The following is a 13,333-nucleotide window of genomic DNA, read 5'->3' as shown; positions in this document are numbered from 1 at the left end:
CTTAATCTAAGTTTAACAACGTTTACTTTATTCTTTTAAAACCATGTCAATACACATTACGGCAGCAAGGATTAATTGTCTTAGCGGAGAATCGGCAGGAACAGTTTCTTCAATTTGCAGGACATAATTATCGGCACTGGTAAAAAACTCTTTGCCCATTCCTGCCCATTTTTTGCTTACCTGAGCCAGCTGTTTATTTTCATGTGAAAATTTAAAATCCCAGCCGGTCCATTTTCCCTGAAGGGTTGCGACAGGCTTTTCGTTTTTGTCTAAAATTTCAAATTTTCCTCCAATAGAAAAGAATTTTTGTTTGAAGGTTCCGATAAGTCTGTCTTTTTCATCAAATATTTCGACAGTAGATCGAAAGATTGCAATACCACGTTTTACTGAAATTAATTTTTCGCCGCTGGCCGTCGTAATTTCAACATTGAAAGGCGTTGCTCTTTTGTAATCTGTAAAACGAAGTATTTTTGTAAAAAAGCCAAGATTGTTCTCACGGCAGTTCATGATAATCTGATTGCTTTTTGGATCATAAATATCGTAATTGTTTGAGGCTTTAAACATTCCGATATGTTCTTTTACTAAAAATAGATTTTGGCTTAAAATGGGATTCATGAATTTTGCTTATAGTTGATTTATATAGAGCTAATTTAAATTATTCTACGAGAAATCTAACTTGTACTGAGCTTGAAATTTTTATTTTTTCGAATTCAATATTAGGTTCATTAGAAGGTTCTTCGGCATAAAAACTTCTGGAGCCTCTAATTGCAATTCCAGAAACACTTCCTGCTAATTGACTCGAAAAATCTTCAAAATTACTGATCTGTATAGCATTACCAACTTTTTGATTTAGAGGTTTAGTAAAACTTTCTGCTGTTTCTTTTGCGTTCAACATAGCTTTTCCATTAATCAGAAGTTTTATCTTTTTTTCATCTGAATTTTCAATTTTTTCAATACGAACATTTGAGATTCCGATTTTTTCCAAACCGATAAAGACTTTTGAAGCTTCGGAAGCATTTTTGACTAAAATAGAATACGATTTGGATTTGAAAATATCAGTTTGTTTTAAAAGATAAAACTTGTAATTGCTTGAAATGTCATTGACACTTAGAGTTTTATTTACATCTACACCAATCTCTTGTAATTTCTGAATCATTTCTTTTTCAATGTCTTCAACAGACTTTTTGCCTTTAAAATCTTTTTCCATTAAAAGAACATTTATCCAGATTTTATTTGGAATGACTAATGTGTCTGCCTTACCTGAAGACTCTATATAAGGCTTATCAATTGAATTTTTAGTTTGGGAAAAGGAATTTATCGTTAACAGTGCAAATAATGCGAAAAGAAGTTTTTTCATTGTAATAGTTAAGTTTAAATGTAAATAAGAAAATTAATTATACTCTTTAGAAGTTTCAACCAGACGAATAAATTCAGCTTTGTATCCTTCGTCATCATTTGAATTTCCTTGTTTGGCTAATTTAATTATTTCTTCGGAAGATTTGTTTGATATCAATTTTGAATCTCTCAATTTTAATCCGAACCAGGCGACTGCGGAGCTAAATTTAAAATCTTCAGAAGCTTTTTCTAAAGCAACAGCTTTGTTTTCAATCACCTGAACCATTTCGATACTTTTGTCGCCATCAGGTTTTTTGTAACGGAATTTTATCGTTGCCAGTTCATTATTGAAATTAGATGCAACTTCCTGATTTTTTGTGTATTTTAAATCATCAGGAAGACTTGTAACATATTCACTGGAAACTCCTGCCGGAATGATTTCATACAAAGCTGTAACGACGTGGTTGCTCCCCAATTCACCTGCATCGATAGCATCATTTTTAAAATCTTCCGGACGAAGTTTTCTGTTTTCATATCCAATTAAACGATACGATTGCACTTGTTTTGGATTGAATTCAATTTGGATCTTTACATCTTTCGCAATAGCAAACATCGATCCTTTAAATTCTTTTCCTAAAAAGCGATTTGCTTCCTGAATATTATCAATATAAGCGTAATTTCCGTTTCCTTTATCGGCAAGGATTTCCATTTTACTGTCTTTGTAATTTCCCATTCCGTAACCTAAACAAGTCAGGAAAACGCCTGTTTTTCTTTTTTCTTCAATTAGTTTTTCCATGTCGGTATTCGAAGAATCTCCCACATTAAAATCACCGTCAGTTGCGAGAATCACCCTGTTGTTTCCATTTTTGATGAAATTTTCAGAAGCAATTTTATAGGCAAGATTGATTCCGGCACCTCCTGCCGTACTTCCTCCGGCGTTTAATTGATCCAAAGCATCAGTGATAGTTTTTTTCTCGTCTCCCGAAGTTGGAGGCAAAACCAATCCGGCAGCACCAGCGTAAACCACAATGGCAACTTTATCTTTTGAGCGTAATTCGTTTACCAGTATTTTCATGGATTGTTTCAGTAAAGGTAGTTTGTTCATTTCGCTCATCGAACCCGAAACATCAATTAAAAAGACAAGATTGGAAGCCGGCAAATCTTCGGTTGGAATGTTTTTTCCCTGTAAACCAATTTTAAGGATTTTATTTTTGGAATTCCAGGGCGAATCACTCAGTTCAGTATTGATAGAAAACGGATGCTGGTCTTTTGGCTGAGGATAATTGTATTTAAAGAAATTCACCATTTCCTCCACACGCACAGCATCTTTTGGAACTTGCTGCCCGTTGTTTAAAAAACGTCTGATATTGGTGTAAGACGCATTATCAACATCAATAGAAAATGTAGAAAGCGGTGCTGTTTTCGGACTTTCGAAAGCATTTTCTACGAATGTATCATAATCTTCCTGAGTTGGTTCTGCAGGGATTGGTGTAATTATGTTTAATTTTTTGTCTAATTCTTTTTCCGATAGGTTTTTATAAATTTCATTTTTAGTTGAAATAATTACAACGCCATTTGACCCTTTATTTCCATAAACAGAAGTTGCTGCTGTATCTTTTAAAACGCTTACATTATCAATATCATTCGGATTAATTTTTGCCATCTGCTCCGCTTTTGCAGGAACTCCATCAATTATATAAATTGGTTCGTTTTTTGGAGAAACAGATGCAGTACCGCGTATTGAGATATTTGGGCTCGCAACCTGCTGAGTATTTGCTGAAATTTGTACCCCGGAAACTTTTCCTTTAAGCATTTGTGAGGCGGCGATTTTCTCTTTTTTTCTTTCAGCGCGCTCGTAACTTCTGGCACTATAATCAGAACTGCTGATTCCGTAGCCTACAACTACAACTTCCTGTAAACTATTAGATTCCGGAAACAGTTTGATATTAATCGTATTTGAGTTTTCAACTTTCTGTCTTTGAGTTTTATATCCGATAAAACTAAAAACCAAAAGATCTCCTTTTTGTGCTTTAATACTGTATTCTCCATTAAAATTGGTTGTAGCATTCGTTTTTGAGGTCTGATTAAAAATAGTTGCACCTGGGATTGGCAGACGGGTTTCATCAGAAACAACTCCTGTAATTATTCTTTCCTGTGCCATTGATACCAAACATATAAGCATAGTAATGGCTAATGAAATAAGTTTTAGACTTTTCATGATAATAAGTTTTAGAATTAATGTTCGGGTTTTTGGCTATTTTTTCAGAGCCGGTTTTCCAGTTTTAGTAGTGATAATGACAACTCCTTTTCGGCCTTTTTCGCCATATTTTTCTGTGGCTTCCAGATCCTGAAGAATGGTAATGGTTTTAATTTCCTGTTTGTTCAAAGGAGCATAAGGACTTGTGGGATTTTTTCCGAATAAATCATTTTCCGAATAATAAATACCGTCAATGATATACAAAGGTTCATCGAGAACAACCAGCGATTCTACGTTTTCAGGGCTTAGATTAGGAAGTTCGTCCTGCATCATTTTGTCTCTTTTGGAATCGTCACTGTGCGCCATGGCATTTCCGTTAAGGACAATCAATGGTGCTGATTTTTTATACTTTAGCTCTTGTTTGTCGGCAAAGGCAACTTTTGCAGATTCTCTTTCTTTAAATTTAGAAGAATAATCTATTTCTTCACTGGTTTCTTTTTTTGAAACTATATTGTTGTCTTCTTCAAAATGTTCTTCTTTTACGGGAGCAGCTGAAATAGCTTCTGTAGCCATTGTCGGAGGAGCTAACGGTTCTACAGATTGTGAATTTCCTATTACTTCATGAACAGCAACACTTTCTTTATTTTTTGCCTGATTTTCAAGAATTTTAATCGCCTCTGCTTTAGAGACAATTCCGGAGTCAGAAGAAATCACTTCGTAATTTGCGTCTGAATTAGGTTTTTGAGGCTTTTCAGTTTCCTGAATCACCACTTTTGGAATCTCATTTACAGCATCTTTGTCTGATTTTAAAAATTGAAATCCCAGAGAAAGTACTAACAGAAAAGAAGCTGCAACTGCAATTTTTTTCCATAAAGCAATGGTTTTTTTGTCTTCTTTTTTGTCCAGTTTATCTTCAACACGAGACCATATTTTTTCCATTCCCGGAAAATCTTTGAGTTCCGAGTTGTGCGCGGCTTCTTTAAATTTATCGAATATTTTATCCTGATTGTCCATGACTATTTTGCTTTTTGATAATACAATTTACTTACGAGTTCCTTTATTTTGGTTTTTGCTGCATTGAGCTGAGATTTTGAAGTACCTTCAGAAATATTAAGCATTGCTGCAATTTCCTTGTGTCCGAAACCTTCAATGACAAAAAGGTTGAAAACCGTTTTACAGCCTTCAGGAATATGGTTTAATAAATTGAGTAAATCTTCTTCTTCTAATGTGTTGATCTCATCTGTAAACGGCTGCGAAAGTACTTTTACATCATCAAGATACATGTTGAAATTGGTATTCTTTTTAATAGTCGCCAAACAGTGATTAACGGTAATTTTTCTGGCCCAGGCTTCAAAGGCTTTTTCTTCTTTGAGCTGGTCTAATTTTGTAAAGATGGTATAGAAAGCATCGGCCAGGGCTTCTTCTATTTCTTCTTCCTTCTTTAGGTATCGTTTGCAAACGCGATACAATTTTGGAGCCATGTGCTCATAAACCTGACGCTGGGCATCACGGTTCATTTTTTTGCAGTTAGAAATTAGCGTTTCGTTTATCACAATTTTGGTCTTTAATTATAAAGAGAACTAAAAAGGGAAAAAGGTTGGGACGAGGATGAAAATAAATGTAAAAATAATTTAAATTAATTTTTAATATGTTGATTTTTATATGGTTATTTTGTTTTTAACATCAAAAGAAAAAGATCCCATAAGAAATGACAAACAATAAGGATTTTTATGTTTCGATATTTTTCGTATTGAATCGCAAATACTAATCCTATTACAATCGGGCCAATAACATTTGCTAAAGTGCCATAACTAATATGCAGGATTCCAAACAGGATACTGGAAAGAATTATAGCTAGATTTTTGTTTTTTAAAACGACTTCTAATCTTGGTAACAAATAACCTCTAAAAATTAATTCTTCGGTAATACCGGCAGTTACACAAGTAAAAAAAAGTAATACATAACTCTTTTTAAAAAGTACCAAAGCTTTATTTAATACAGTACTTTCGGTAGTTATTTTAAATAACATAAGGAAAAGACCTGTGAAAAAAACAGCAAGAAATAATTTTAAAAAGGTCTTAAATATCGCTGTGGCTAAAAAAGAAAATGGATATTCAGTTTCTTTCCAAAGCAGAAAAGGCTGTTTTTCTATTTTAAAAGAATATAGAAATAAAAGAAGTAATGAAATCCAAATTGTAAATCTCGAAATGTAGTATTGAGTTTCTTTACTAAAACCTGAATCTTTAAATAATAAAGAAGAGTAAATTGCCAGAACAGGGAAGAATATTGAAAGGATGATACCAATGATTACAGTTGTTTTTTTTGAATATGTAATGTTGAGCATTTAAATTGGAAGTATTGTTTTTGGTTATTTCTATTTTTGGGTAAAAGCAATGAGCAGAATTCTTTGTGTTTCTCTGTGAAATCTTTGAGAATCTTTGTGGAAAAGCTCTTTCGCAGAGATTCTCAAAAGTTACACGAAGATTCGCAAAGTTTACTTAACAGGCAATGTCAATTTATAAACCTTTGTTTCTAAAAGTTCTGTATCATTATCTTCGCAAAGCAAAAACTCAATTTTATTATTTTCTTTTTTGTAAAGTGTCAAACCTTCAAATTTGTTGGTAGAAGTTATTTTTTGAGTAAAATCGATTTTCATGGTCTTAGCATCGATCCGGCCAATGAAACTTCCTAAGACTTCGCCATCATCGTAGGTTGATTTGGTGTCTTCTGCGGTGGAGAGAAAATAGATTTTGTCTTCGACTAAAATGGCATCGGTAAAACTGGAACGAACGCCTTTTATTTTTGGCAGTTTGTAATTGACAGAAATCAGGGCGAATTCTTCTCCAAGATTTTTAGCATGGATTGTAAAAATGGTGTTTTTGTTTGAGATTCCGTTCCCGCGGTTAAATAAATACCAGTTTTCACCGTCAAAAATAGCGCCTTCGAGATTAAAGTCTTCCGGTTTTATTTCACCGAAATTTTGCATCAAGGCATACAAATCAACCAGATTGTTTTTCTGTAAAACCGTTTTCGATTTCAGATCGAACTCAATCATTTTGTTTCGGTTTTCTGTCGATCCGGAACCAAAAATATACAGCGTATCGTTGTGATGCGTGAGTGATTCAAAATCAGGTTTTAAGTTTTTTGGAATATTTTGCGTCGGATTGTCAATTAAAGCATGCTGGTTTAACTGCTGATTCGGTATATTGTATTCATATAAAAATCCGCTGTTGTCGCCAATGACATAAAGTGAATCATTGTTAAAAAATAATCCAGATGCAGAACCGATTCCGATGATTTGAAATAATATTTCTAATGTGAATTTTTCCATTGATATTAATTATAAGTTTACTTTTTATTACTTTTTTTTGATTCAATAAGTTTTGAAGTTTTTGTATTTACAATTTCCTTAATCTGTTCTAAACTGCTGGAAGAAACGCATTCGGCAATACTTATGTAAACTAAATTATTATCATCATTTAGATTTAGATTTTTTTGAAATGCTTTTTCAGAACTATTCATTCCACTTACTAAATAAACCGGAGTTCTCTGATTATAAAGTAAAAAAGCAATTTCCAATGCTCTTTTTAAAATTGCTTTTTGAATTTTTTCTTCATAATCTTCATAATCAACAAATTTTATACATTGATATAATGAGCAAAAAGAGATATTTTTTAATTCAGTTTTACTTTTAGTTTCTTGAAGTGGTTCTAATTGAGAAAAACATTTTCCAAATGTTTCGATATATGCTCTTTCTATAGTTTGCTCATCTTCGTCTTGACAATACAAAACATTAATTGATAGAAGGAAAAGAATTAAAATTTTTTTAGTCATTGAAATATTGAAGTTCAGATAAAAATAGAATGTTCTTTTGAAATTGAAAGTCTAGCCCTGATAGTAATGAAAATACTTTGAAAAGAAAATGCATTTTTTCCTGACAGAACGAAGCGACCAGCGGAAGCTTTGTTATGGCTTTGGAAAAAAGCAGTTTATTGATAAGTATTGCAATGAATAGCAGGAATATGCTTCGTAAAAATACTATATTTCGGAGGATAAAAAATTAGAAAATGAAGTAATTGGCTAATTCTATAAAAAACTAAACCCGACAGAGGGGAAATTCTGTCGGGTTCTACCAAAAAAAATAAAAATAAACCTGAATTTTAATTTTTATAACTCAAAACCATACGCTAAACGAAGCGCGATCTGGTTGGTATTGAATTTGTCATAATCTTCATATCGTACACTAATATCTAAGTGTTTTGTGGCATACCCGATACTTGGCGCCCATAATAATGAAGTATTATTGTATCCGTTGGTTACTGCAAAACCGGCACCAACTTCTCCCATAATATAAAACTGGTCTTCCCAAACGAATGCTTTAAAACCGGCTTTTGCAGGAATAAAACCTAAATCTGGAATATTATCTCCAACAAATAAATTAGTAAACCCTGTTGTTAAGGTTAGAGAAGTTCTTTTGGATAAATCATATTGAAGTCTTACGTCGCCACCTAGTGCCCAGTCATAATCGTCACTGTCTGTCGGAAGTCCACCGCTCACACCAAAACCTAATTTGAATTTTTGATCATAGTTTTGTATTTCATCATTCTGCTGTGCAGTCGAAGTTGTCGTGTACATCATTGCAATTGCTGCAATAAATAGAATTCGGAGGTTTTGTAAATTTTTCATGCGTGTATTTTTTTAATTACTATGTTGTAAAATTAGTTTTGAGGTGCTGCTGTATCGTTATATAATTTTTGAGATTCGTTACATAATGTGAATATTGTTAAAATTTTTGTTATTGTTCTAAAGATGTAAACCCTTGTATTTACTGGTTTTTTACTAAAAAAAAGACAAAATATGTCTCGGTCTTTTTATATTTAAGATTTGATTAAAATGTTAAAATAATGTAGGTATTTTATTTCTTTTTGTTGAAGGAATTCATTTAACTCAATATTTTTAAAGAATAGAAAGCAACTGATTATCTTTGCAGGCTAAAAAGAATACAAGTGAATTTAAAGCAGTACACAAAAGAGTTTTCATACAATTTAAGACTGGCATATCCTGTTATTTTAGGGATGGTAGGCCATAACTTAATAGGGATGGTTGATAATATAATGGTAGGCAAATTAGGAAGTACTGAGCTGGCGGCAGTTTCGTTGGGAAATAGTATGATTTTTATTGCGATGTCTTTGGGAATTGGTTTTTCTACAGCTATTACGCCTATTGTCGCAGAAGGTGATGCAGAGAAGAACGATGGTAAAATCCGTTCTGCCTTTCATCACGGATTGTTTTTGTGTACCATTTTAGGATTAGTGCTTTTTGGAACTATCGTTTTAGCAAAACCAATTATGGAAATGCTGCATCAGCCGAAAGAGGTTATTGCGCTTGCAAAACCCTATCTGGACTGGGTCGCTTTTTCTCTGATTCCACTAATTATGTATCAAGGGTACAAACAATTTGCTGATGGATTATCATTGACCAAATATTCAATGTATGCCATGGTGATGGCAAACGTATTGCATGTGGGTATGAACTATGTTTTGATTTACGGAATCTGGATTTTTCCGAAGATGGGAATCATTGGTGCAGCTTTAGGAACCGTAATTTCAAGAATATTCCTGGTGATGTTCATGCACATTATGCTTTCGCGAAGAAATGACTTAAAACAGTTTTTTAAAAATTTTAGTTTTGAGGAAATCAAAAAAGAAACGATAAAAAAAATAATCAATATAGGATTTCCTTCTGCAATGCAAATGCTTTTTGAAGTAGTATTGTTTACGGCTTCAATCTGGTTGTGCGGAAATATTGGCAGAACGAGTCAGGCAGCGAATCAAATTGCGCTGAGTCTGGCTTCGATGACTTTTATGTTTGCTATGGGGTTAAGCGTAACGTCTATGATCAGGGTGAGTAACCAGAGGGGACTTCAGGATTATAAAAAATTGGTGGTTGTGGCACGTTCTATTTTTTTACTGGCCATCATCATAGAAACTGTTTTTGCTGTTTTGTTTGTGGTTTTTCATCAGTTCATGCCTCATATCTTTTTGAATATGGAAAATACAATACAGCTTACAGACAATACAGAAGTTATTGAAATAGCTTCAAAACTATTACTGATTGCGGCTGTTTTTCAAATCTCTGATGGAATTCAGGTTGTGGTTTTAGGCGCATTACGTGGTTTGCAGGATGTAAAAATTCCCATGTACATTACCTTCGTGGCTTATTGGGTTATTGGTTTTCCGATTTCATATTATTTAGGCGAATACACTCAATTGAAAGCAGCTGGTGTATGGATTGGGCTTTTGGCAGGGTTAACGGCTGCGGCTTTATTTCTCTATTTTCGCTTTCATTACTTAACAAAAAAATTAATCAAAAATTAAGTTTCAAATACCTACATTTGAGCCATTAAAAAACATACTGAACATGGAACTACCTAAATTTTTACTTGGAGATAATACTGATTTTCCGGATGATATTTTCATCATTCATCTTGATTACCCTCGATTCATTATCAATTTAAAAGATGATGAGGTTGAGTTTTTGGAAGAAGCAGAAGATCTTGACGAAGCCGAATTAAATGCAGAAATGGAAGATTTAATTGAAAAGGCAAATGACTTTTATGACAGAGAAATAAATCGTTACGAAGAGTAGAGACGCACTGCAGTGCGTCTCTATCCGGCATCAATCAAAATTATCTAATGAAAAAATTAAGTTTTTTAAAACCCGTTTTTAATTTTATTTTAATCGGATTGCTAATCACTACTTTAAGTAGAATATTTTTATTTTTTATTTTTAAAGACAGAGTAGTCGAAACACCAAATTTCTGGTATATTTTTCCAATCGGTCTTCGAATGGATTTGATTTTACTGTGTTATCTGTCTTTCCTTCCGGCACTTTTGATTACTTTTTTACCTAATAAATGGCTGAAGTTTACCAATTCATTTCTGGTAATTTACAGTTTTTTATTTCTGTTTCTGATTCTTTTTGTAGAATTGGCTTCACCGGATTTTGTAAAACAATACGATACACGTCCGAATAAAATTTTCCTTGATTATCTGATTTATCCAAAGGAAGTTGTCGGAATGCTTTTGAAAGGGTATCTGACTTCTATCATTATCACTTTCCTTATTTTAGGAGTGGTTATTTATTTCGCTTTCAAAAAAGGGAAACAATTCTTTCATACAACCAGCACCGAATATAAATTTAAATTAATGGTTTTTCCATTAGTGGCTTTTTTATTGTTTTTCGGAGCACGTTCAAGTTTGACTTCAAAACGACCGATTAATGCAAGCAATGCTGTTTTCTCTACAGATCAGTTGACAAATTGTCTGGGGTTAAATTCTTTTTACACTGTTGCTTTTGCTGCTTATTCGATTAAAAACGAAGGAAACACTAAGATGTATGGCAAAATGGAAGAAGCAGAAGCCATTGCACGTGTAAAAAAGTATATGATTGCCGGGCCTAGTGATTTCACTGATGCTGAGATTCCGTTTCTGCATGTGCAGCAGCCTGATTCTGTTTTGAAGAAACCTTATAATTTGGTTATATTTCTTCAGGAAAGTTTAGGAGCAGAATATGTTGGAATCCTTGGCGGCAAACCTTTAACGCCGGAGTTTGATAAATTATCGAAAGAAGGTTTGTTGTTTACCAATTTATATTGCACTGGAACGAGAAGCGTTCGTGGAATTGAGGCGGTTGTAGCCGGATTTTTACCTTCTCCGTCTGAAAGTGTAGTAAAGTTAGGAAATTCCCAGCAAGGATTTTTTACACTTGCCGATGCCTTAAAACATAAAGGTTACGATACGAGTTTCATTTACGGAGGAATGGCCAATTTTGATAATATGGCTTCGTTTTTCAACGGAAATGGTTTTACAGATATCGTAGACCAAACCGATTTTGAATCAGACGGAAATAAATATGTTTTTAAAGGAACCTGGGGATACTCTGATGAAGATTTAGTAACCAAAGCCAATAATTATTTTAAATCAAAAGGAGACAAACCTTTCTTTTCTTTGATGTTTTCAACTTCAAATCATGAACCGTTTGAATATCCTGCGGGAAGAATCAAACCTTATGATAAAAAACCTGCAACGGTTAATAATGCGATGAAATATGCTGATTTTTCGATTGGAAAATTCTTCGAAATGGCTAAAAAAGAAGCATATTTCAAAAACACTATTTTTATCGTTATTGCTGATCATAATACCAGAACTTACGGAAAAAATTTAGTACCGATAAATAAATTTCATATTCCTGCCTTAATTATGGGGCCGGGAGTTCCGAAAGGAGTTTCATATAGCAAGTTGGCAAGTCAGATTGATATTCCGCCAACCTTATTGAGTTACTTGGGACTTTCGTTTGAAACGCCAATGGTAGGGCGAAATTTAAATCAGTTAGATGTAAAAACGCAGGGTAGATCTATTATGCAATTTAATGATATCAATGCGTTCAGAGTCGAAAATCAGGTTGTAATTATGCAGCCAAATTTGAAACCGCTGCAATTTGAAATCAAAAATGATACAACTTTGATTCCTGTAAAATTAAATGAAGAATTGGCAAAAGATGCTTTGGCGCATGTTATAACTGCGGGTAATTTGTATAAGGAGAATAAATATAAGCTAAGAGATGTAAAAAAATAATTTACAACTCATTTTGATAATGAAAAGCTGCTAAAGAAAAATACCTTCTTTAGCAGCTTTTTTGTTTAGTGTCTGAATTTTAAACAATAAGAAAATCACAATTTATATCAAATTGTCGTAACTTTAATGGTTTGATTTTTAGTTTCTTATAAAACGTTTGCCCTGTAAGTAAAATAAGGTAACAAAAAATAAGTTTTGTTTATCTGTTTATAAATGATTAAAACTAAATCGATATGAAAAATCTTAAAACAATCACTTTTACAGCAGCATTCCTAATATGTTGTTTAGCAAATGTAAAAGCACAGGAAGGTAAAGTTGTTAAAGAAAAAGCGATTAAATCCGGTCCGGTTTCAGAAAGCACTTTGGATGTATCTGCACAAAAAAGCAGTATAAATGGTATAAATAATGGAATGCCAAACAGAATTTCAATGAATGTTACAGTTGCCAAACAGACTCAGGGAGCAACTTTTGGAGAGAAAGTAAATTCAGGTAAAATAAATGTAGCATTAGTCGAAGGCGGATGTGTTGTTTTATTTTCTTCTAATGAAGGATACAGAGTCAATACGACAGACAAAAGTATTAAGGAACTGAGCAAAAATGAATCTGCTGCATTTGGTGAAAAAGTCAATCAGGGTCTACATGCGGCAGGTAGCGCAGTTTCTCAGGGAGCTTCTTTATTGGGCGGTGCTATGCCAGGCGGATCTATTGTTTCGGCTGCGGTTTCAAGTGTAGGCAATTTAGGAGGAGGAGGAAGTGGAGCTGCTTCAGCTTCTTATGCAGCTACTGGTAAAATGGCAAAACCTGATTCAGAAAATAAAGTTTTGAAAATTCAGGATAACCAAAATGAAACGGTGTTTGATTTGGCTGATGGAGAATATGAATTAAGTTTTGTTGTTGTCGAAAAAGCAACTTCAGGATTAAAAGATACTTTAAAAACTCAGGTCAGAATGGCTTTTACAATAGAAAAAGGCGTTTTGAAAACCAAACACGATACAGCTAAAAATTCCGTGGGCAATATTCGTTAAAACGCTTAAACATACAGAACTGTAAAAAGGTAAAATTTATCTTTTGCAGTTTTTTTGGGTTTAAAAATATTTTTTTAGTTCAAAAGGGTAACAAAAAACAAACCCTGTTTATCTATTGTTAAATATTAAAACTCAATCAA

General features: G+C 33.3%; 13 protein-coding genes. 4 read left to right on the top strand and 9 right to left on the bottom strand.

Annotation, left to right across the window (positions count from 1 at the left end):
• Positions 1-27: 27 nt before the first annotated feature.
• The 9 genes from GWR14_RS07730 to GWR14_RS07690 all read right to left on the bottom strand — a co-directional run bounded on the left by GWR14_RS07730 (position 28) and on the right by GWR14_RS07690 (position 8,218).
• Positions 28-615 carry an LURP-one-related/scramblase family protein gene (locus tag GWR14_RS07730; RefSeq protein ID WP_163408449.1) on the bottom strand — a complete coding sequence of 196 codons (588 nt, stop codon included), beginning with the start codon at positions 613-615 and terminating at the stop codon, positions 28-30.
• A 40-nt stretch (positions 616-655) separates the two neighbouring features.
• Positions 656-1,357 carry an SIMPL domain-containing protein gene (locus tag GWR14_RS07725; RefSeq protein ID WP_163408448.1) on the bottom strand — a complete coding sequence of 234 codons (702 nt, stop codon included), beginning with the start codon at positions 1,355-1,357 and terminating at the stop codon, positions 656-658.
• Positions 1,358-1,390: 33 nt separating this feature from the next.
• Positions 1,391-3,553, bottom strand: a complete 2,163-nt coding sequence (locus tag GWR14_RS07720; protein WP_163408447.1) for a VWA domain-containing protein — start codon at positions 3,551-3,553, stop codon at positions 1,391-1,393.
• Positions 3,554-3,589: 36 nt separating this feature from the next.
• Positions 3,590-4,546 carry a hypothetical protein gene (locus GWR14_RS07715; protein ID WP_163408446.1) on the bottom strand — a complete coding sequence of 319 codons (957 nt, stop codon included), beginning with the start codon at positions 4,544-4,546 and terminating at the stop codon, positions 3,590-3,592.
• A 2-nt stretch (positions 4,547-4,548) separates the two neighbouring features.
• Positions 4,549-5,049 (bottom strand): RNA polymerase sigma factor, encoded by a 501-nt coding sequence (locus GWR14_RS07710; RefSeq protein WP_163408445.1) that lies wholly within the window; start codon positions 5,047-5,049, stop codon positions 4,549-4,551.
• 149 nt (positions 5,050-5,198) lie between these two features.
• Entirely contained in the window at positions 5,199-5,876 is a 678-nt protein-coding gene (locus GWR14_RS07705) for a CPBP family intramembrane glutamic endopeptidase (RefSeq protein ID WP_163408444.1), read from the bottom strand.
• Positions 5,877-6,026: 150 nt separating this feature from the next.
• Complete coding sequence (locus tag GWR14_RS07700) at positions 6,027-6,863, bottom strand: DUF6929 family protein (RefSeq protein ID WP_163408443.1); 837 nt, start codon at positions 6,861-6,863, stop codon at positions 6,027-6,029.
• 17 nt (positions 6,864-6,880) lie between these two features.
• Positions 6,881-7,366 carry a hypothetical protein gene (locus GWR14_RS07695; protein WP_163408442.1) on the bottom strand — a complete coding sequence of 162 codons (486 nt, stop codon included), beginning with the start codon at positions 7,364-7,366 and terminating at the stop codon, positions 6,881-6,883.
• A gap of 333 nt (positions 7,367-7,699) precedes the next feature.
• Positions 7,700-8,218 carry a hypothetical protein gene (locus GWR14_RS07690; RefSeq protein WP_163408441.1) on the bottom strand — a complete coding sequence of 173 codons (519 nt, stop codon included), beginning with the start codon at positions 8,216-8,218 and terminating at the stop codon, positions 7,700-7,702.
• Positions 8,219-8,538: 320 nt separating this feature from the next.
• On the opposite strand from GWR14_RS07690, the gene GWR14_RS07685 reads away from it, so the two are divergent.
• From GWR14_RS07685 to GWR14_RS07670, 4 genes are all read left to right on the top strand, one after another.
• Positions 8,539-9,909: an MATE family efflux transporter gene (locus GWR14_RS07685; RefSeq protein WP_163408440.1), complete on the top strand. Its 1,371-nt coding sequence runs from the start codon at positions 8,539-8,541 to the stop codon at positions 9,907-9,909.
• A 43-nt stretch (positions 9,910-9,952) separates the two neighbouring features.
• Positions 9,953-10,180 (top strand): hypothetical protein, encoded by a 228-nt coding sequence (locus GWR14_RS07680; RefSeq protein WP_163408439.1) that lies wholly within the window; start codon positions 9,953-9,955, stop codon positions 10,178-10,180.
• A 47-nt stretch (positions 10,181-10,227) separates the two neighbouring features.
• A complete protein-coding gene (locus tag GWR14_RS07675; RefSeq protein WP_163408438.1) occupies positions 10,228-12,168 on the top strand; it encodes an LTA synthase family protein in 1,941 nt (646 codons plus the stop codon).
• A 233-nt stretch (positions 12,169-12,401) separates the two neighbouring features.
• A complete protein-coding gene (locus GWR14_RS07670; RefSeq protein WP_163408437.1) occupies positions 12,402-13,193 on the top strand; it encodes a hypothetical protein in 792 nt (263 codons plus the stop codon).
• Positions 13,194-13,333 lie beyond the last annotated feature (140 nt).

The sequence above is a fragment of the Flavobacterium ajazii genome, from assembly GCF_010614725.1.
Classification (GTDB): Bacteria; Bacteroidota; Bacteroidia; order Flavobacteriales; family Flavobacteriaceae; genus Flavobacterium; species Flavobacterium ajazii.
Note: the sequence above shows the minus strand (reverse complement) of the source record. Positions and strands in the feature narration are given on the sequence as shown.